Annotated in this window: 15 protein-coding genes and 1 tRNA gene; 13 read left to right on the top strand and 3 right to left on the bottom strand. The window is 63.5% G+C overall.

Going from position 1 to position 19,682, the window contains the following annotated elements; genetic code table 11:
* Positions 1-14 precede the first annotated feature (14 nt).
* The 5 genes from ACNHGR_RS16695 (at position 15) to ACNHGR_RS16675 (ending at position 9,489) form a co-directional block, all read left to right on the top strand.
* The gene (locus ACNHGR_RS16695; protein WP_475287513.1) at positions 15-1,583 is read left to right on the top strand and encodes an alpha-N-arabinofuranosidase; all 1,569 of its coding nucleotides are present in this window, start codon (positions 15-17) and stop codon (positions 1,581-1,583) included.
* Between the two features lie 147 nt (positions 1,584-1,730).
* Positions 1,731-2,765, top strand: a complete 1,035-nt coding sequence (locus ACNHGR_RS16690) for an arabinan endo-1,5-alpha-L-arabinosidase (protein ID WP_475287511.1) — start codon at positions 1,731-1,733, stop codon at positions 2,763-2,765.
* 38 nt (positions 2,766-2,803) lie between these two features.
* On the top strand, positions 2,804-4,228 hold the full coding sequence (locus ACNHGR_RS16685; protein WP_475287509.1) for a family 43 glycosylhydrolase: 1,425 nt from the start codon (positions 2,804-2,806) through the stop codon (positions 4,226-4,228).
* Positions 4,229-4,481: 253 nt separating this feature from the next.
* Entirely contained in the window at positions 4,482-7,337 is a 2,856-nt protein-coding gene (locus ACNHGR_RS16680) for a TonB-dependent receptor (protein WP_475287508.1), read from the top strand.
* A 115-nt stretch (positions 7,338-7,452) separates the two neighbouring features.
* Positions 7,453-9,489 (top strand): MGH1-like glycoside hydrolase domain-containing protein, encoded by a 2,037-nt coding sequence (locus ACNHGR_RS16675; RefSeq protein ID WP_475287507.1) that lies wholly within the window; start codon positions 7,453-7,455, stop codon positions 9,487-9,489.
* A 136-nt stretch (positions 9,490-9,625) separates the two neighbouring features.
* Here the strand turns inward: ACNHGR_RS16675 and ACNHGR_RS16670 are convergent, their stop codons facing one another.
* Positions 9,626-10,381 (bottom strand): hypothetical protein, encoded by a 756-nt coding sequence (locus ACNHGR_RS16670; RefSeq protein WP_475287505.1) that lies wholly within the window; start codon positions 10,379-10,381, stop codon positions 9,626-9,628.
* A gap of 193 nt (positions 10,382-10,574) precedes the next feature.
* Positions 10,575-10,877, bottom strand: a complete 303-nt coding sequence (locus ACNHGR_RS16665) for a hypothetical protein (RefSeq protein ID WP_184269550.1) — start codon at positions 10,875-10,877, stop codon at positions 10,575-10,577.
* A 428-nt stretch (positions 10,878-11,305) separates the two neighbouring features.
* Here ACNHGR_RS16665 and lptB point away from each other — a divergent pair, with 428 nt between their 5' ends.
* Positions 11,306-12,088: an LPS export ABC transporter ATP-binding protein gene (gene lptB, locus ACNHGR_RS16660; protein ID WP_184269548.1), complete on the top strand. Its 783-nt coding sequence runs from the start codon at positions 11,306-11,308 to the stop codon at positions 12,086-12,088.
* 45 nt (positions 12,089-12,133) lie between these two features.
* Positions 12,134-13,669: an RNA polymerase factor sigma-54 gene (gene rpoN, locus ACNHGR_RS16655; RefSeq protein WP_475287502.1), complete on the top strand. Its 1,536-nt coding sequence runs from the start codon at positions 12,134-12,136 to the stop codon at positions 13,667-13,669.
* A gap of 174 nt (positions 13,670-13,843) precedes the next feature.
* Here rpoN and ACNHGR_RS16650 read toward each other — a convergent pair whose 3' ends face one another.
* Positions 13,844-14,167 carry a hypothetical protein gene (locus tag ACNHGR_RS16650; RefSeq protein WP_475287500.1) on the bottom strand — a complete coding sequence of 108 codons (324 nt, stop codon included), beginning with the start codon at positions 14,165-14,167 and terminating at the stop codon, positions 13,844-13,846.
* 468 nt (positions 14,168-14,635) lie between these two features.
* Between ACNHGR_RS16650 and ACNHGR_RS16645 the strand changes: the two genes are divergently transcribed.
* The 6 genes from ACNHGR_RS16645 (at position 14,636) to ACNHGR_RS16620 (ending at position 19,629) form a co-directional block, all read left to right on the top strand.
* A complete protein-coding gene (locus ACNHGR_RS16645; RefSeq protein WP_475287498.1) occupies positions 14,636-15,487 on the top strand; it encodes a D-amino-acid transaminase in 852 nt (283 codons plus the stop codon).
* Positions 15,488-15,730: 243 nt separating this feature from the next.
* Positions 15,731-16,750, top strand: a complete 1,020-nt coding sequence (locus tag ACNHGR_RS16640) for a MarR family transcriptional regulator (RefSeq protein WP_475287496.1) — start codon at positions 15,731-15,733, stop codon at positions 16,748-16,750.
* 60 nt (positions 16,751-16,810) lie between these two features.
* Positions 16,811-16,886, top strand: a tRNA-Val gene (locus ACNHGR_RS16635).
* Positions 16,887-17,247: 361 nt separating this feature from the next.
* Positions 17,248-17,475 carry a zinc-finger domain-containing protein gene (locus ACNHGR_RS16630; RefSeq protein ID WP_184269542.1) on the top strand — a complete coding sequence of 76 codons (228 nt, stop codon included), beginning with the start codon at positions 17,248-17,250 and terminating at the stop codon, positions 17,473-17,475.
* Between the two features lie 43 nt (positions 17,476-17,518).
* The gene (tldD, locus tag ACNHGR_RS16625) at positions 17,519-18,961 is read left to right on the top strand and encodes a metalloprotease TldD (RefSeq protein ID WP_475287494.1); all 1,443 of its coding nucleotides are present in this window, start codon (positions 17,519-17,521) and stop codon (positions 18,959-18,961) included.
* A 92-nt stretch (positions 18,962-19,053) separates the two neighbouring features.
* Positions 19,054-19,629 carry a DUF924 family protein gene (locus ACNHGR_RS16620; protein ID WP_475287492.1) on the top strand — a complete coding sequence of 192 codons (576 nt, stop codon included), beginning with the start codon at positions 19,054-19,056 and terminating at the stop codon, positions 19,627-19,629.
* Positions 19,630-19,682: the final 53 nt, after the last annotated feature.

Raw genomic sequence — 19,682 nt, 5'->3', positions numbered from 1 at the left:
GGGAGAGGACGGACATGACAAAAACCTTGCGCCGCACCGCCGCTGCGTTGCTGCTCTGCGCCAGCGCGCTGACGACCACCACCGCTGTCGCCGACACCAACGGCAAGCCGACCACCGCGACCATCCATGCCGACAAGCCCGGCGCGGTCTATGACAAGGCGATCTTCACCCAGTTCGCCGAGCATCTGGGCACCGGCATCTATGGCGGCCTCTATGTCGGCAACGACAAGTCGATCCCCAACACCAACGGTTTCCGCAACGACGTGATCTCCGCGCTGAAGGCGCTGTCGGTGCCGATCATCCGCTGGCCCGGCGGCTGCTTCGCCGACGAATATCACTGGCGTGAAGGCATCGGCGCGAAGAACAAGCGCCCGGTCAAGATCAACACGCATTGGGGCGGCGTGACCGAGCCCAACAGCGTCGGCACGCACGAATTTTTCGAACTGATCCGTCAGGTCGGGGCGCAGGCCTATATCGCCGGCAATGTCGGCAATGGCACGCCGCAGGAAATGGCGGAATGGGTCGAATATATGACCTCGCCCGCCGGCTCGTTGGCCGACGAGCGTGCGAAGAACGGCCATAAGGAACCCTGGGCCGTGCCCTATTTCGGCGTCGGCAATGAACTGTGGGGCTGCGGCGGCAATATGCGGCCTGAGTTCGCGGCGGACGAAACCCGTCGCTACGCCACCTTCGTCAAGGCGCCCGCCGGCACCAGGATCATGAAGATCGCCGCTGGCGCCAATGTCGACGATTATAACTGGACCGAAACGATGATGCGGGTCGCGGGCAGCCAGCTCGACGGTCTGTCGCTCCATTATTATGTCCACCCCGCCGGTGGCTGGCCGCCGCGTGCGCCCGCCGTCAATTTCGATGAAAATGGCTGGGCCGATGCGCTGAACGGCGCGCGCAAGATGGACGAGCTGATTACCAGGCACAGCGCGATCATGGACAAATATGATCCGGCCAAGCGCGTCTTCCTGGCGGTGGACGAATGGGGCAGCTGGTATGCGCAGGATGAAGGCACCCATCCGGGCTTCCTGCGTCAGCAGAACACGCTGCGCGATGCGCTGATCGCGTCGATCCACCTCGACATCTTCGCCAAGCATGCCGACCGCGTCCGCATGACCGCGATCGCGCAGATGGTGAACGTGCTTCAGGCGATGATCCTGACCGAAGGCAAGAAGATGGTGCTGACGCCCACCTATCATGTCTTCGAAATGTACAAGCCCTGGCAGGATGCGACGGTGCTGCCGATCGACATCCAGACGCCCTGGTATGCCAAGGATCAGTTCACCATGCCGGCGGTCAGCGGATCGGCGGTGAAGGGCAAGGATGGCAAGGTCCATGTCGGCCTGTCCAACCTCGACCCGAACCAGTCCAATACCGTCACGGTGAAGCTGGACGGCCTGAATGCCGCCACCGTTACCGGCCGCGTCCTGACCGCGGCGGCCATCAATTCGCACAACACGTTCGACGCGCCCGAAACCGTCAAGCCCGCCGCCTTCACCGGGGCGCAGGTCAGCGGCGGCACGCTGACCGTGACGCTGCCGGCCAAGTCGGTGGTCGTGCTCGAACTGAACTAACCTGTTTGGAGCGGGCGGTGGGTGGAATTACCGTCCGCTCCATCCCTTGTCAGCAAGTGCTCCTGCGAAAGCAGGAGCCCAGTTGAGACGTCAGAACTGGGCTCCTGCTTTCGCAGGAGCACGGCGTTTGTATATGGAGAGGTCACAATGGCCCGACAGATCATCTCTGCGTTGACCGGCATTATCCTGTCCGTAGCCGCCTTTCCCGCCATCGGTCAGCCAGCCACCACCCCTGCCGCCGGGACGCTGAACGACCGGCTGACCGGCGACCTTGTCCCCACCCATGACCCGGTCATCGCCCGCGAAGGCGATATCTATCATGTGTTCAGCACCGGCCATGGCAAGCGACTGATCGAAACGCGCACATCCGCGGACCTGATCCACTGGACCGCTGGCGACCCGATCTTCACCGCGCTGCCAGCATGGGCGAAGGACGCGATCCCCGGCAGCGACGGCATGTGGGCGCCCGACATCAGCTACGTCAACGGCCGCTATCGCCTTTATTACAGCGTCTCCACCTTCGGCTCCAACCGTTCGGCCATCGGCCTCGCCACCAGCCCGACGCTGGACCCCAAGGCGAAAAATTACGGCTGGCGCGACGAGGGGCTGGTCGTCCTGTCCACCAGGGACGATGATTACAACGCCATCGATCCCAATTTCATCATCGACCGGGACGGCCGCCACTGGCTGAGCCTCGGCAGTTTCTGGACCGGCATCAAGCTGTTCGAACTGGACCCGAAGACCGGCAAGCCCAAGAACGCAAAGCATCCCGTCTCCATCGCCCGCCGCCCCGCGCCCGCCGGCGGCCCCGCCCCGGTCGAGGCGCCCTTCATCATCGACCATGGCGGCTATTACTGGCTGATGGTCAGCTACGACTATTGCTGCAAGGGCGCGAACAGCACCTATTATACCGTCATGGGCCGTTCGAAGGACATCACCGGTCCCTATCTGGGCAAGGATGGCAGCCCGTTGATGGAGGGCGGCGGCAGCATCTTCCTGCGCGCCGATCTCCAGGAACAGCAGCGCTTCCGTGGCCCCGGCCATGCCGGCTGGCTGCACGATAAGGACGGCAAGGATTATGTCGTCTACCACGCCTATGACAAACAGGCGAACGGCGCCCCTACCCTGCGCATCGCCCCGGTGCATTGGGGGGCTGACGGCTGGCCCCAGGCCGAATATTGACCGCTTTTAGTCCGACTAACCCCCTCGGAGAGATTCTGATGCCCTTCCACCTGTCCCGCCGCGGCTTCATCGGCACCGCCGCCGCCCTCTCTGCCGTACCCGGCATTGCCCGCGCCGCGTCGGACACCGCCGTGCCCGCGCCGATCAACCCGCTGGTCAAGCAGCGCGCCGACGCGCAGGTCTTTCGTCATGACGATGGCTATTATTATCTGACCGGCTCCGTGCCGGAATATGATCGCCTCGTCCTGCGCCGCTCCAGGACGCTGGCCGGCCTTTCCACCGCCAAGGAAGCGGTGCTGTGGCGCCATGAAGCCAGCGGCCCCCGTTCCGGCTTCCTCTGGGCGCCCGAACTGCACCAGATCGACGGCCAGTGGATCATGTATTTCGCCGCTGGCCCCAGCGGTGGGGGCGACGATGTGTTCCGCATCCGCACCTATGCCATCGTTTGCGACGGCCCCGATCCGATGACCGGCAAATGGAGCGTGCTGGGCGAACTGCAAACCCCCTGGGACAGCTTCAACCTCGATTCGACCAGCTTCGTGCACAAGGGCGTGCGCTATTTCGCCTGGGCACAGCGCGAGCCGGGGATCGAGACGAACAGCAACCTCTATATCGCCAGACTGGAGTCGCCGCTGAAGCTGGGCGAAAAGGTCACGCGCCTGACCGTCCCCACGCTCGACTGGGAAGTGCGCGGCTACAAGGTCGCCGAGGCGCCCGCCGTGCTGCACCGCAACGGCCGCCTGTTCATGACCTATTCGGCCAGCGCCACCGACGCGCGCTATTGCCTCGGCCTGCTGACGGCGGACGAGAATGCCGACCTGCTGGACGCGAAGAGCTGGACCAAGTCGCCCCAGCCGGTGTTCGTCACCAACACAGCCACCAGCGTCTATGGCCCCGGTCATAACAGCTTCACCGTGGACGAGCAGGGCCGCGACATCCTCGTCTATCATGGCCGCGACTATGAGGCGATCCAGGGCGATCCGCTGTTCAACCCGGACCGCCACACCCGCATCCAGCGCCTCTATTATACCGCCGACGGCACCCCCGATTTCGGCGTGCCGGTGGGCAATGGCCCGCTGCCGGAACGTTTCATTTCGTCCACCGACCCGACGCGGCTGATGGCGCATGACGGCGCCAGCCTGATGCTGGGCAATCCGTCGCTGGCGCAGACCCAGTTCCGCCAGACGCCGGGCCGCGCCGGCGCGCGCAGCGTCATGCTCTCCCCGATCCTGATGCCGGATCATTATCTGGTCGCGGGCAAGGACGGATCGCTGAGCCTGCAACCCGACAGCAAGAGCGCGGACTTCGCCCTGCGCAGCCAGTTCGTGCGCTTCGATGAAAAGACTCTGCACGCCGCACGCTTCGTGTCGATCGCCGTGCCGGGCAAGGCGATCGGCATTTCCGCAGACCAGCTGACGCTGGTGGCGAGCCGCGATCCGAGCGCTTGGTGGCATCTCGACTGACCACATAAGTCTGACTATTCAAAGGCAAACGGGCGTCCCGCAACCAGCGAGGCGCCCGTTTTTCATGGCTAACGTAACGGAAACAGACCGGAAACTGCCGGATTATCGGGCTGCGGCATTAATATCACATCGCTGAAATTTCGCTGCAATGAAGTGTAAAATTCCGCTTGCGATTCATTTGTCGGAGCAATAATTAGTCCGAGTAATTCATGCATGGCATAGATATGCCAGCTCAAATGGGGAGGATATCCAAATGGCTTTCAAGCCGGTCGCACTCGCTTCCGCTTCGATCTTCGCACTGATGCTGTCGGGCGCCGCCCACGCACAGGACGCCGCCGCCGCACCGCAGGCCGCCGAAGATGACGCCGCCGACATCGTCGTCACCGGCGTCCGCGCTTCGATCGTCGGCGCATTGAACGTCCGCAAACAGTCCACCCAGATCGTCGATTCGATCGTGTCGGAAGACGTCGGCAAGCTGCCCGACAATAACGTCGTCGAAGCATTGCAGCGCGTGACCGGCATTCAGGTGACGGACCGCGCCGGTGGTGAAACCGCCGGCATCACCATCCGTGGCCTGACCGATCCGCTGACCACGCTGAACGGCCGCAATATCTTCACCGCCGCCGGCACGTCCTTCGCCTTGCAGGATATTTCCGCGAACCTCGTCAAGCAGATCGACGTCTACAAGACCCGTTCGGCCGATCAGTTGGAAACCGGCCTCGCCGGCCAGATCGATGTCCAGACCCGCCGCCCGCTCGACTTTGACGGCTTCACCATTTCTGGTCTGGCGCGTGGCGTCTATTCGGAACTGGCCGACAAATATAATCCCAACATCTCCATGCTGGTCAGCAACCGCTGGGAAACCGGCATCGGCGACATCGGCTTCCTGGTGAATGCCAGCTACACCAAAGCCCAATATCGCAACCAGAATCTTCAGGCCGGCGCGATGATCCCGTTCGCCACTGAAAATCCGCCGGAAGGTTCGGGCCTGACCCCGTTGCAGCGCATCTTCCCCGGCGCTACCAACGAAAACTGGACGCCCGGCCTCGATGCCGGCCTGCCGACCGCGCCCGGATCGACCCTGAATATCAATGGCGTCGAAACCCCTTATTATCTGTCGCGTGACGCCGTCATCGCATCCGATCTGTACGGCAAGCGTGAGCGTCCCTCGATCAACGCCGCCCTCCAATGGGCGCCCAATGACAGCTCGGTTTACACCGCCGAAGTCTTCTATACCGGTTTCCGTGGCGAAACCTTCAACAGCCTGCATTTCAGCTTTGCCGACTGGTGGGGTGATCTGCCGACCGACGTCGCCAACAGCTTCGAACTGTATGAAGGCACGAACATCATCAAGTCGCGCCAGATGGGGTCGGTTGCCGGCTTCAATAGCGGCGACATGGCCACTAACAAGACCGACAGCTATGTCTATGCGCTGAACGCCAAGTGGGACGTTGGCAGCAACGGCAAGATCGTGGCCGACATCGCCTATCAAGACAGCAAGAACGAAACCTCTTTCTTCGCTATCCGCACCGATCGCGGCCCGCTCGACCTCGACATCGACTTCAACGCTGGCGGCGGCCTGCCTTCTTACAGCTTCGGCAATCAGGGCGTTCTGACCGATGCGTCGGCCTGGACTGTCGGCAACCTGTTCGACAGCGGCACGAAGAATACCGGCAACGCGCTGACCATGATGCTGGACGGCGAATATAAGTGGGACGATGGCTTCCTGCGCCGCATCAAGGCGGGCTTCCGCTATGACAACCGCAACGCCGACAGCTATGTCCGCGATCAGGGCGCCGGCGCGCTGACAGTGGCTATCCCCGGCACCGACCAGCGCCGCGCTGTGACGCTTGCCGAATTGAGCCAGGGCAGCCCCTTCACCAACAGCGGTTTCTTCGACGGTCGCGCCGACATTCCCACAAGCTGGGTGCTGGCCGATCCGCGCAGCATGGACAAGGATGCCGTCCGCCAGTTGTACCGTGCCGTCGCGCCCGGCCTGCTGCTGTCGGATGAAATGACCTTCGGCCATGTCTTCGGCATCAACGAAAGCAATCTGGCCGCGTACATCATGGCCGACGGCGAACTCGAAATCTTCGGCCGCCCGCTTCAGTTGCAGGCCGGCGTGCGCTTTGTGGCGATCGACACGCTCTACGACTATTTCGATCGCGGCAACAATTTCGCCCGCACCACCGTGTCGACCGGGTCGGAAAAGTTCCTGCCGTCCTTCACGGCACGCTACAACATCACCGACAATCTGCGTATCCGCTTCAACTATGGCGAAACGCTGCGCCGTCCGGCATTCGGCGACCTGAATCCCAATCTGGCGCTCGGTGGCGATCTGTCGCGCGTCGGCTTCGGCACGGGTTCGTCGGGCAATCCTAATCTGCGGGCGACCCATTCGAAGAATATGGACCTTGCGATCGAATGGTATTTCGAACGCAACAGCGCCATCTACGCGACGCTTTTCCAGCGGAAGATCAACGGTCTGGTCGTTCCTTTGACCGTGCGCGAGTTCATTCCGAACAATTATCTGCCGCGCAACGAAACCTACACCGAATATTTCAACATCACCCGTCCGGAAAACGCCTCCAACGGCACGCTCAAGGGTCTGGAACTGGGGCTGACCTACTTCCCGTCCTACCTGCCCACCTTCCTGGACGGTCTGGGCTTCACCGGCAGCGCGACGATCCTGGATTCCGAACAGACCATCCCGGTCGTCAACAATGAAGGCGAAATCACCGGCACGGCAAAGTCGGCCTTCTTCGGCGTTTCGAAGCTGTCTTACAACGCGACCCTCGCTTATGATAAGGGTCCGGTTGGCGCTCGCCTCTCCTACATCTGGCGCAAGGGCTTCCTGAACAACAACGAAGCGCGGGCTTTCGCCAACCCGATCGGCATGTGGCGCGCACCGGAAAAGAGCCTGGACTTCCAGCTGACCCTGAACGTCAACGAGGACATCGGCATCACCTTCGACGCGGTGAACATCACCAAGGCGAAGCAGCAGAACTATTACAAGTTCGGCGATGTCGGCAATCCGACAGAGTTCAACTCCAGCACGCTGCTGATCGACCGCACCTTTGCTCTGGGTGTCCGTTTCAAGTTCGACTGAGTGCCCATGGGGTGCGGCGTCTCCTCGCCGGGCCCCATAGATGGCGGCCGTATCGGGATGCTCTCCAGTCCCGCTACGGCCGCCATTCTTTTTGTGATGCAAGGGAGGACGAGCGATGCGCGCGATGAAGATGATCCTGCTGGCCGGGGCCGCGCTGATGGGCATCGGGGCCGCGTCGGCGCCGCAATCCACGATGGACACGCGCGCCATCGCAACCCAACGCTTCGGTAACGACGCCCCCTGGTATCGGGACCGCATCCCCTTCTTCGAATCCGCCGACCCGCAGCTTGACGCGGTCTATTATTATCGCTGGGCGCTCTATCGCGGGCATCAGCGTGATCTGGGCGAAGAAGGCTATATCACCACCGAATTTTTCGACGATGTCGACTGGCAACGCCAGCCCTATGCCAGCCTGAACGACGCCAGCGGCTTCCATATCGGCGAAGGACGCTGGCTCAATGATCGGCGCTTCGCCGACGACTATATCAATTTCATGTATCGCAGCGGCGGCAACGACCGGCATTTCACCGATCATATGGCCGACAGCGTCTGGGGCCGCTATCTGGTCGATGGCGACCGGGCGGACGCGATCGAACATCTGCCGGTGATGAACCATATCTATCGCCTGTGGGACGATAAATATGACTTCGCCAAGGGGCTGTATTTCGTCGAGCCGCTGCTGGACGCCACCGAATATACCGTCTCCTCGATCGACGCATCGGGCGGCAAGGACGGCTTTAGGGGCGGCGATGCCTTCCGTCCTTCGGTCAACAGCTATATGTTCGCCAATGCCCGCGCCTTGTCGAAGATGGCGGAGATGGCCGGCGACAAGGGCCTGTCCGCCGACTATACCGCCCGCGCCGACGCCCTGCAAAAGCGCGTCCTCAATGACCTGTGGAGCGACAGGCTCGGCCATTTCATCGACCGCCACCAGTCGAAGACCGACTTCGTCAATTACTGGGAGCCGATCCGCAATCGCGAACTGGTCGGCTACCTGCCCTGGATGTTTGACCTCGTCCCCGACGACGCCAAATATGCGCGGGCCTGGGCGCATCTGCTCGACCCCGCCTCGCTCGCCGGCAAGGCGGGGATGCGCACGGTCGAGGCCAGCTACGAATATTATATGCGGCAATATCGCTATCTGGGCGATGCGCCGGAATGCCAGTGGAACGGCCCGGTCTGGCCGTACCAGACGACGCAGGTGCTGCACGGCATGGCCAACCTGCTGGACCATTATAAGGACAACGGCCCGGTCACGCGCAGCGCCTATATGCGGCTGCTGCGCCAATATGCCGCGCTCCACTATCAGGGCGCTGGCCAGCATAGGCGCCTCGATATCGAGGAGGATTATCATCCCGAAACCGGCAAGCCGATCGTCGGCCTCGACCGCAGCCACCATTATTTCCATTCGGGTTTCAACGACCTGATCCTGACCGGTCTGGTCGGCATCCGCCCGCGCGCCGACGATGTGCTGGAGGTGAACCCGCTGCTGCCCGACAATGGCGATCCGCAGGCGCTCGCCTGGTTCCGGGTGCAGGACGTCCCCTATCATGGCCACAAGGTCGCGGTGACATGGGATGCGGACGGCAGCCATTACAAGCGCGGCAAGGGCCTCTTCATCGAAGTGGACGGCCGGCAGGTCGCCCATCGCGATACGCTGGGCCGGGTGGAAGTCCCGGTGACGCGCGCCGCCACGCCCCCTATCCAGCGCCCGATCAACCGGGCGGTGCAGTTGCTGCGCGGGCAATTCCCGGTCGGCTCTGCCTCCAGCAATAGCGATATCGAAAATGTCCATGACGCGATCGACGGGCGCGTCTGGTTCTTCCCGGAACTGCCGAATGGCTGGTCCTCTGCCCCTTCGCCCGCCGACCAATGGTATGCGATCGACATCGGCAAGCCCACCGACCTGTCCCGCGCCGAACTCGCCTTCTTCGCTAATGGCAAGGTCTTTGCCGTGCCGCAACGCTACCGGCTTCAGGCCTGGGTGGATGGCGACTGGCGCGACATTGCCGTGCCGAATGGCAGCCCGGTCGCCAACGGCATCACCGACGTCCGCTGGCCCCGGCTCCAGACAAGCAAGGTCCGCCTGCTCTTCACCCAGCCGCGCGGCAAGGCGACCCGCCTCGCCGAATTCAAGCTGTTCGCGGAGTGATAGAGAGCAAAAAGCCCGGTACGCTTGCACGCACCGGGCCAGTCGTGAAGTCTCACCTGATAAGGCAATTCTTCGGGTCGCAGAATCGCTTTATCACGGGCGAACTCCGCTTGAATAACCCGATGGGGTTATGCCCTCACCCCGCCTCGGTCGCGCGGCTGGCGTTCAGGAAGGGCTGGACCCGCAGGCGGGGAAATACCTCTTCGATCGGCTTGCTGTCGGGCAGGATGTAGACATAGCCGCCCTTGCGCCGGAATAGCGGGCTGACCTTGGCATAGAAAAGCTTTGGCACGTTGATGCAGCCAAATGTGATGCGATTATCCTCGATCTCCGGCGAGAGCATGCGCTCCGTGCGTTTCTCCTTGGAGTTTCCCGGCGGAATGGTGTGCAACGCGACCGACGTGGCATAATCGACCCACAGCACCCGCTGCTTGCCCGCCGCCATGCCGAATTTCGCCAGATAGCGCCCGGCCGGCGTCGTCTTTTCCGCGGGGCCGATCTCCGCCAGGCTCTTGGCGCCGATCCCCGGCGTCGCATCGTCGCCCGGCGCGATGCCGATCAGCACCGGGGCATGGCCCAGCATCTTGCCCTTGCCATCATAGAGATAGGCGACCGCGCCCGGCTTATCGATGACGATATAGGGCAGCGCATGATTGTCCTTCGCCGACCCCACCCAGTCGACCACGCGGGTCGCGCCGTCCGACAGGACAGGCGGTGGCTCCTCCGGCTCTGCCTTCGCGGCAGCGGCCGGCTTCTTCTTCGCCGCGGCTTTCTTCTTGGCAGCGGCAGATTTGGCGACGGGCTTCTTGACGGCGGCCTCGGCCGGAACGGCGGTGACGAGCGCAAATCCCGCCAGCGCCAGAAAAGCACGGATCATCTTGTCTACACTCATAAATGGGGTCTGGCACAAAAGGGCCGGCGCCTAGGGGGAAGCGCCGGCCGGAAAGGTCATGATCTTATGGCACGGACGCACACCGACGGGGGTCGGTCGCAAGGGAAGCCGCGCGTCCGCTTTATGGGTGCATCGTCATGGGCGGACGGGCATGCCGCGCCGTCCATGCGATGCTTGGGGTCTGCCCGCAGCGTCAGTTGCGCGCGCGCTTGCGCTGGGCGGCCTGCATCTGCTGCTCCACGCCATCGACGCGGCCGTTCAGCTGGTCGAGACGCTGGCTGTTCTGCTGCGCCTGGCCGGACGCCGACTGCGCCTCTGCCAGCGCCTGCTGGGCGGTGCCATCGGTGGTCTGCAATTTCGCATCGAGCGCATCGACACGCTGGTTCACGGTCGCGACCTGCTCGCGGACGAACCCCTTCGTGGCACAGCCACCCAGGCCCAGCGAACCGATCAGAACCACGGCCAGCGGGGCCATTTTCGTCAGGGACAGCGACATGTTTTTCTCCTTATTGGTAACACAGCCGCAACAGTCGAAGCTGAGCGCGGAAAGTCCGACAACGCAATTCTGACCGGCCGTGCGTCCCGCCAGTCGAATGGAAGGGTTGAGTGAAACCACGCTATTCCGCCAAAAACCGACATGAATTGCGGATTAACCCGGATGGAAATACACCCTTCTGCTGGTCCCGTGACAGCAACGGCCCGTCGAGGGGGCGCATCCCCCATGCGACGGAATGCAGCGATTCGGGCGCGTAGTGGCGGCCCCGGTCCCGGCCACCGGAAAAGACCGTCCGCCCACCCCCTCTGCGGCCCATGCCGCCATTTTCCCCTTGCCCCGGCGGCGATCCCATGCACAAAGCTTGCCAACTGCCGTGCGCGCTCCAGTTTTTAAGGGGTGCTTAGTCAAACGGCTGCAAGGATAGACGCATGGACGACGTGATGACCCCGGACCGGACGGCGCAACGCCCGCAAATCCCGCAGGAGGTGGGGGAAGGCCTGTCCGTTATCTCGATCGCCAAAAGCTATGACAAGCGGGTCGTCCTGTCGGACGTGTCGCTGACCGTAGGCAAGGGCGAAGTGGTCGGCCTGCTCGGCCCCAACGGCGCGGGCAAGACGACCTGCTTCTATTCGGTGATGGGCCTCGTCCGCCCCGATCATGGCCGCATCGTGCTGGACGGGCAGGACATCACCAACCTGCCCATGTATCGCCGCGCGATCCTGGGCCTGGGCTATCTGCCGCAGGAAACCTCCATCTTTCGCGGCATGACCGTCGCGCAGAATATCGGCGCCGTGCTGGAACAGGCGGAGCCGGACAAGGGCGCCCGCGCCGCGCGCCTCGAACAATTGCTGTCCGAATTCGGCCTCACCCGCCTGCGCGATTCCGCCGCGATGGCGCTGTCGGGCGGTGAACGCCGCCGCTGCGAAATCGCCCGCGCGCTGGCCGCCAATCCGTCGATCGTGCTGCTGGACGAGCCCTTTGCCGGCATCGACCCGCTGTCGATCGCCGACATTCGCGATCTGGTGAAGGATTTGAAGACGCGCGGCATCGGCGTGCTCATCACCGACCATAATGTCCGCGAGACGCTGGAAATCGTCGATCGCGCCTGCATCATCTATGGCGGCCAGGTGCTCTTTGCCGGCAATCCGACCGAACTGGTCGCCAATGCCGACGTCCGCCGCCTCTATCTGGGCGAGAATTTCCAGCTTTGATATGATGACCGCGCGCGCCCTTCTTCATGATCGGAGCGGCGGCTGATGGCGCTCGGCCCACGGCTGGACATTCGCCAGAGCCAGTCTCTGGTGATGACGCCGCAATTGCAGCAGGCGATCAAGCTGCTCGCGCTCTCCAATCTGGAGATCGACGCTTTCGTCGCGGGCGAACTGGAAAAGAATCCGCTGCTGGAATCGGGCGGCGGCGATGACGGCCCGCCAGCGCCCGACGGTATCGACCAGGTGATCGAGGCGCCAACCCTGTCCGCCGAGACCGGCGGCGCGGACGATCTGATCGCGCAGGGGCTGGGCGCGGCGGACAGCCCGCTCGATGTCGATCATGGCGCGGACAGTTTCATCGACGATGGTCCCGGCGACCGGATGGCAGAAGGCATGGCCGAAGCGCATGGCGCCAGCGGCGGCGGCACGGATGCACTGTCGGGCAGCTATGCCGAGGATGCGCCGGACTTCGACAGTTTCGCCGCGCCCGATATCGGCTTGCAGGAACATTTGATGGGGCAGGCCCGCGCCACGCTGTCGGGCATAGACCTGCTGATCGCCACCCAGTTGATCGGCCAGATCAGCGAGGCCGGCTATCTGGAGGCGAATTTGCTCCAGACCGCCCATGGCCTTGGCCTGCCGCTGTTCGACGTGGAGCGGGTGCTGGGCGTCATCCACACATTCGATCCCACCGGCGTCGGCGCGCGCAGCCTGTCCGAATGCCTTGCCCTGCAAGCGAAGGACGCCGACCGCTACGACCCCTGCATGGCGCGGCTGCTCGCCAATCTCGACCTGCTGGCCAAGGGCGCCCTGCCCCAGCTGCGCCGCATCTGCGGCGTGGATGAGGAGGATATGGCGGACATGATCGCCGAACTGCGCGGTTATGATCCCAAGCCGGGCCTGCAATTTTCCAGCGACCGGGCCGCGCCGGTGACGCCCGATCTGTTCGTGCGGCCGACGCGCGAAGGCTGGGCGATCGAGGTGAACAGCGCCACTTTGCCCCGCCTGCTTATCAACCGCAGTTACTATGTCGAACTGGCAAGCGGCCCGCAGGACAAGACGGCAAAGGCCTGGCTCGCCGACTGCCTCGCCAGCGCCAACTGGCTGGTGAAGGCGCTGGACCAGCGGCAGAAGACCATCATCAAGGTGGCGAGCGAAATCGTCCGCCAGCAGGAAGCCTTCTTCCAGCAGGGCGTCGCCCATCTGAAACCGCTGACGCTCAAAGCCGTGGCGGACACGATCGGCATGCACGAAAGCACCGTCAGCCGCGTCACCTCCAACAAATATCTGTCCTGCCCGCGCGGCCTCTACGAACTCAAATATTTCTTCACCAGCGGCGTTGCCTCATCGGGTGGCGACGGCGGCGCCGTTTCGGCCGAGGCGGTCAAGAGCCATATCAAGGCGCTGATCGGCGCCGAAGACCCGCAGGCGATCCTGTCCGACGACACGCTGGTCGACCTGCTCCGCGCCAAGGGCATGGACATAGCCCGCCGCACCGTCGCCAAATATCGCGAGGCGCTGGGCATCGGCTCATCGGTGCAAAGGCGGCGGCAGAAAGCGCTGAAGGGCAAGGCGGCGTGAGCATCGCTTGGGCTGATTTCGACCATTTGAGGACACCCAACATCCGTTCGGGCTGAGCCTGTCGAAGCCCTGCTCTTTCTTCTGGGCTTATGTTGGAAGAAAAGTGCGGCCCTTCGACAGGCTCAGGGCGAACGGATGTTTGGGTCTGGAAGTGACCATTTCTCGCCATTAGGATTAGCGAAAAATACCTTTAAAAGCAGACCACAGGCTGGGAGATTTGGGCGGTAAGACAATGGGATATTTGAAATCCCAACTACGGTCCTTAGCAGGCACATCATTGACGTAATATTCTATGGCGTCGATGTTGCCTTCCGGCCAAACGACGATCTCCCTATCGCTGATCAATTCAATTTGTGCAGCGTCGCCAGTTTCGGGAGCATCCCACGCCAATGTCAGCTTCTCACTTGGCAGCAGTTCAAAACAATGCGGCCATGGCTCCACTGAAATGTAGATGGGCCAAGGCTTTTCATTAAGGAACGTTTGCTGGATTCGCGCCATGGATATGGCCTAGCGTATTACTTTGAGCACGCCAAACGTCTGGATCGACGATGGCCTGACTATAAAGCCGCCATTCCGCTTTCCACCCGTTGTCGTCATTCCCGCGAAAGCGGGAACCCATCTCCTGACCTTTCGTCAAGTACAACGCTAAGGAGATGCCCCCGCCTTCGCTGGGATGACGGTATGGGTTTGGTGCGTTCGCTACCCACCCAAGTCCATCAATTCTGTCCTACTTCGCCACCACCCGCTATGATCCCCCTGGCGCTTTCCAACCCCTACTCGGAGACGGAAGGCGTCCTGCGCAACAAAATGTCCAACATAGGAAATGCAATGTCGGAATGTGCGGGAAATGTGCGAAGTTAAGCGGGCGCAATCCTATTTTCGGGCCGCGCCGGCCTGCCCCTTGACCCCGCCGGCATGACCGGCAAAAGCGGCGCCCTGAACCACCCGATAAGGATCGCGCCCATCATGTCCGTCGCCTATCTGAACGGCAGCTTCCTGCCCCTCGAAGAGGCCCGCATCTCTCCGCTCGATCGCGGCTTCCTCTTCGCCGACGGCATTTATGAAGTCGCCGCCGTGATCGACGGCAAGCTGGTCGACAGCGCCAGCCATCTCGCCCGGCTGGAACGCTCCACCGCCGCGATCGGCATTGCCCTGCCCCTGTCGCTCGACGCGATCGAGGCGGCGCAGAAGGAACTGGTGGTACGCAGCGGCCTGACCGAGGGCCTCGTCTATCTCCAGATCACCCGTGGCGCGGACGCCAGCCGCGACTTCATCCCCGCGCCCGGTACCCAGCCGACCCTGTTCATGTTCATGCAGGACAAGGCCGTGGTCGACCTGCCCGGCGTAAAGACCGGCATATCCGTCGCCACCATGCCCGACCTGCGCTGGGCACGGCGCGACATCAAGAGCGTCGGGCTGCTGGCGCAGGCCATGGCCAAGCAGGCCGCCAAGGAAGCGGGCGCGCAGGAAGCCTGGATGATCGAGGATGGCTTCGTCACCGAAGGTGCCTCCTCGACCGCCTTCATCGTCACCGACGAAGGCATCGTCACCCGCCCCTACAGCCAGTCGGTGCTGGCCGGCTGCACCGGCGCGGCGCTGACCGCGCTGGCGGAGGAAAGCGGCCTTGCCGTCATCCGCCGCCCCTTCACCGTCGAGGAAGCGCTCGCCGCAAAGGAGGCCTTCATCACCAGCGCCTCCACCCTCTGCCTGCCGGTGGTGCGGATCGACGGCCAGCCGATCGGCGACGGCACGCCCGGCCCGGTCGCCACCCGGATGCGCAGCCTCTATGTCGACTTTGCGCGCCGCACCGGGGTCTGACATCGGACGCGGGAAATGACTCCATAATGGAGGAAGTGTCATCCTTTCTTGAGAGATAGGAAACTTGCTTCATTGTGGCGCCGAAATGGCGGCAAGCTGGACGCAATGACTTGCCCACCTGCCGCTGGATCGCGACCAGACGTCGGCTTTGCTCCAGAGCCGCTCCATTATGGCCGATTTGCCGGCTGAAACGATCCGTTCTTGCTTTATTCTCCGGAACGAAGATAGAACGGGAGTCGGACCATGATGGAAGATTTTTCCTACGCCCTGCCCCAGACGGGTTCTGCCGTGCCGCTGGCGCCGCGCGACGAGCGCGCCAGCCTGCTGGTGGTGGCGGACCGGATGGAGGCGGCCGACCTGGAACCGGTGGCCAACGCGGCGGGTCTGCGCCTGCTGGGTGTCACGCCGCTGGCCGACGCGCCGATCCGGCTCGATCTTCAGGCGCAGTGCGATACCGTCCTGCTCTTCTGCCCGACCCTGACGCCGCTACTGGAACGGCTGCTGGTACAGGTCGAAACACAGGCGATCCAGAACGGCATGGCGGTGATTCTGGTCGCCGGACTTGAAACGGTCGACCTCGCCTTCGCCTGCCTGCGCAGCCCGCATAGCCAGTTGCTGTGCGACCCCGACCGGACCGAACTCGCCGCGGCGCTGGTGGCGGCGGCCGAACATCGGCCGGCCGCCGGGCAAGTGCATGAAGTCGATCGCGAAGGCGCCCGGCTCCAGCAATTGAGCGAGGAGGTCGGCCGCCTCGCCCGCACGCTCGACGCGCTGACGGAACGGACGCGGATGGCCGTGCCCAGCTTCGACCTTGGCCCGCGCATTTCCGACCGGCCCAGCGATTATATCGGCATGCCGGCCCTCGCGCCGATCGGTGCCCCCGCCGACATCGTGGCGCCGTCAGCGGACAAGGCGGCCCCGGCCATCACCGCCACCCAGGTCCGCGACCTGCTGCGCGCCCGGCGGATTCGCGCCGACTTCCTGCCCGGCGACCTGTTCGCCGATCCGGCATGGGACATGATGCTGGACCTGCTGGCCGCGCGGCTGGAACATGAGCGGGTGTCCGTCTCCAGCCTCTGCATCGCCGCCGCCGTCCCGCCGACCACGGCGCTGCGCTGGATTCGCACCCTGACCGACAAGGGGCTGGTCGAGCGCCAGGCCGATCCGCATGACGGCCGCCGCGTCTTCATCGCCCTGGCGCAGGAGGCTACCGACGCGCTGACCCGCTGGTTCGGCGCCAGCCGCCGCCTGCTCGCCAGCTGACAGGCGAAAGCCGGCTTGACGGCCCGACTTTTTCCCGTAGATAGGCGCTCTCCCGAACGGGGGCGATTAGCTCAGTTGGTAGAGCGTCTCGTTTACACCGAGAATGTCGGCGGTTCGAGCCCGTCATCGCCCACCAGTTTCGCCGATAACGAAGCCATCCGGGGGATGGCTTCCGGCGAAACTCCCGAGCGAAGCGACGGGTGTTCTAGCCCCGCCACGGCATCATCCAGTTCGCCCCCGTAACGTTCATCGTGCAGCAAGCATCGCCATAGCATTGTTACTGCATGCCATTCGCAGCCCTTTTCAACGGGACGATCCTGCCGCTCCTGCTGATGCTGTCCCCGCTTGCGGTGATGGTCGCGGTGCCTTGCGATGGATGGCATCCGGTCGCCAGGGCATCCGGATCACCCTCACAAAAGCCCTGCAACCGGCATCAACTGCCTTTGATGTAATCGCGGATATTGCAGCGCAGCGGCACCGCTGCTAACCGCTGGACCATGATCCAGCCGCCCGAAACCATCCGAGTCTCCAAGTCCCGCGTGTCCTGCGATGGCAGCGGCGACATTCCCGCCGCACTCGGCCACCCGCGCGTCTTTCTGGAAATCGACGAACATGGCTATGTCGACTGCGGCTATTGCGATCGGCGCTTCGTGCTGATCGGCGGCGTGGCTGACCATGGCGACGTCGCGACGAAGCCGGATATCGCTTCGGGCGCCAGCCTCTAAAATTTCCGTTGGGCTTGGGTCGTGCCGCCCCTATATCGGGCGCATGACCGAACTCGCTCCCCTCTTCACCGATGCCCGCGGCCTGCTCTATCGCCCGGGCCTGCTCGATCCCGACGGCGCGCGCCGCCTGACCGCACAGGCGCTGGGCGCCTGCGACGATGGCGAACTCTATCTGCAATATCGGGCGAGCGAGAGCTTCGGCTTCGACGATGGTCGCCTCAAGACCGCCGATTATTCGACCGACGCGGGCTTTGGCCTGCGCGGCGTATCGGGCGAGATGACCGGCTTTGCCCATGCCAATGACATCAGCGAGGCCGCGATCGCCAAGGCGGCGCAGACGCTGACGCTGCTGGACCCGGCCAAGGGCCAGCCGGCGCCCCCGCCCCAGCGCACCAATCGCCATCTTTATACCGATGCCAATCCGCTGGAGATCGTCCCCTTCGCCGAGAAGGTGAAGCTGTGCGGCGAAGTGGATGCTGCCGCCCGCGCCCGCGACCCGCGCGTGGCGCAGGTATCGGTCAGCCTGGCCGGCAGCTGGTCGGTGGTCGAGATCGTCCGTGCCGACGGCTTCACCGCGACTGACATCCGCCCGCTGGTGCGTCTCAACGTCTCCATCATTCTGGAGGAAAATGGCCGACGCGAAACCGGCGTGTTCGGCATTGGCGGCCGCTATCTCTATGACGAGGTGATGGACCCCGCGATCTGGAACCGCGCCATCGACGAGGCGCTGGCCCAGGCGCAGGTCAATCTGCGCTCCATCGCCGCCCCCGCCGGCGAAATGACCGTGCTGCTCGGCCCCGGCTGGCCCGGCGTGCTGGTGCATGAGGCGATCGGTCATGGCCTGGAAGGCGATTTCAATCGCAAGGGCACCAGCGCCTTTTCCGGTCGCGTCGGTCAGCGTGTCGCGGCACCCGGCGTGACCGTCGTGGACGATGGCAGCATCCTCAATCGGCGCGGTTCGCTTTCGATCGATGATGAAGGCACGCCAACACAGGAAAATATCCTGATCGAGGACGGCATCCTCAAGGGCTATATGCAGGATCGCCTGAATGCCCGGCTGATGGGCGTCGCGCCGACCGGCAATGGCCGCCGCGAAAGCTATGCCCATGCCCCGATGCCGCGCATGACCAATACCTTCATCAAGGGTGGCCATGACGATCCCGAGGAACTGCTGAGCCGCATGAAGTCCGGCATCTTCGCCAAAAGCTTCGGCGGCGGGCAGGTCGATATCGTATCGGGCAAGTTCGTCTTTTCCTGCACCGAGGCCTATAAGGTCGAGAATGGCAAGATCGGTGATCCGATCAAGGGCGCGACCCTGATCGGCGACGGACCGACCGCGCTGACCAAGGTGATCGGCATCGGCAATGACTGGGCTTTGGACGAAGGCATCGGCATGTGCGGCAAGGGCGGGCAGAGCGTGCCGGCCGGCGTGGGTCAGCCCACTTTGCTCATGGATGGCCTGACCGTGGGCGGCACGGCGACCTGAACGAGCGATGGTCGCCGGGCCGCGGCACGGCGACCCGAGCCTGCGACGGCATGAATGGCGGAACGCGGCCCGGCGTCCGTTGTTGATCGGGTATGAACATGCTGACCGACAGCCATGACGCAGTGACGGACGACTGGGCCGCTGCCTTGCTCGATTTCTGGTTCAACCAGGTGGGCGAAGAGGGCTGGTATAGCCATGACCGCGAACTGGACCGGTTATGCACCACCCGCTTCCGGACGCTTTGGCTGGAAAAGCAGGCACTGCCTGCCGAAGGCTTTCTCGATCGCGCCGACGATGCCCTGGCGGCAATCCTGTTGTTCGACCAACTGCCCCGCAACATGTTCCGGGGCACGGCGAACGCCTTCGCCACCGATGCGCTGGCGAGGGATGTGGCGCGGGGCGCCATCGCCCAAGGCTATGACATCCAGATTGGCGGCGCCGGGCGACTCTTCTTTTACATGCCGTTCCAGCATAGCGAAGCGATCGAGGATCAGGACTTGTCGCTTACGCTGTTCGAAGGGGCCGGCGACGAGCGTTCGCTCAATTTTGCCCGCCAGCATCATGCAACCATCGCGCGTTTCGGGCATTTCCCCCATCGCAACGCCGCAATGGGACGCCCCACTCCAGCCGAAGAAGCGGCCGCGGTCGCAGAGGGTGCACGGTGGTAGGCACATGCTGCCCATTTTTTAGGCAGCAAAGTCGCGCTGCACAATTTTTTGGC

The organism is Sphingobium sp. RS1 (assembly GCF_056156825.1).
The sequence above is the reverse complement of the archived record's forward strand: the minus strand, read 5'-3'. Positions and strand labels throughout refer to the sequence as shown.

What these genes read in the sequence shown, in the direction of transcription:
- ACNHGR_RS16695 (WP_475287513.1), top strand. Translation starts at nt 15, where the DNA reads ATGACAAAAACCTTGCGCCGCACCGCCGCTGCGTTGCTGCTCTGCGCC.
- ACNHGR_RS16690 (WP_475287511.1), top strand. Translation starts at nt 1,731, where the DNA reads ATGGCCCGACAGATCATCTCTGCGTTGACCGGCATTATCCTGTCCGTA.
- ACNHGR_RS16685 (WP_475287509.1), top strand. Translation starts at nt 2,804, where the DNA reads ATGCCCTTCCACCTGTCCCGCCGCGGCTTCATCGGCACCGCCGCCGCC.
- ACNHGR_RS16680 (WP_475287508.1), top strand. Translation starts at nt 4,482, where the DNA reads ATGGCTTTCAAGCCGGTCGCACTCGCTTCCGCTTCGATCTTCGCACTG.
- ACNHGR_RS16675 (WP_475287507.1), top strand. Translation starts at nt 7,453, where the DNA reads ATGCGCGCGATGAAGATGATCCTGCTGGCCGGGGCCGCGCTGATGGGC.
- ACNHGR_RS16670 (WP_475287505.1), bottom strand. Translation starts at nt 10,381, where the DNA reads ATGAGTGTAGACAAGATGATCCGTGCTTTTCTGGCGCTGGCGGGATTT.
- ACNHGR_RS16665 (WP_184269550.1), bottom strand. Translation starts at nt 10,877, where the DNA reads ATGTCGCTGTCCCTGACGAAAATGGCCCCGCTGGCCGTGGTTCTGATC.
- lptB (WP_184269548.1), top strand. Translation starts at nt 11,306, where the DNA reads ATGGACGACGTGATGACCCCGGACCGGACGGCGCAACGCCCGCAAATC.
- rpoN (WP_475287502.1), top strand. Translation starts at nt 12,134, where the DNA reads ATGGCGCTCGGCCCACGGCTGGACATTCGCCAGAGCCAGTCTCTGGTG.
- ACNHGR_RS16650 (WP_475287500.1), bottom strand. Translation starts at nt 14,167, where the DNA reads ATGGCGCGAATCCAGCAAACGTTCCTTAATGAAAAGCCTTGGCCCATC.
- ACNHGR_RS16645 (WP_475287498.1), top strand. Translation starts at nt 14,636, where the DNA reads ATGTCCGTCGCCTATCTGAACGGCAGCTTCCTGCCCCTCGAAGAGGCC.
- ACNHGR_RS16640 (WP_475287496.1), top strand. Translation starts at nt 15,731, where the DNA reads ATGATGGAAGATTTTTCCTACGCCCTGCCCCAGACGGGTTCTGCCGTG.
- ACNHGR_RS16630 (WP_184269542.1), top strand. Translation starts at nt 17,248, where the DNA reads ATGATCCAGCCGCCCGAAACCATCCGAGTCTCCAAGTCCCGCGTGTCC.
- tldD (WP_475287494.1), top strand. Translation starts at nt 17,519, where the DNA reads ATGACCGAACTCGCTCCCCTCTTCACCGATGCCCGCGGCCTGCTCTAT.
- ACNHGR_RS16620 (WP_475287492.1), top strand. Translation starts at nt 19,054, where the DNA reads ATGAACATGCTGACCGACAGCCATGACGCAGTGACGGACGACTGGGCC.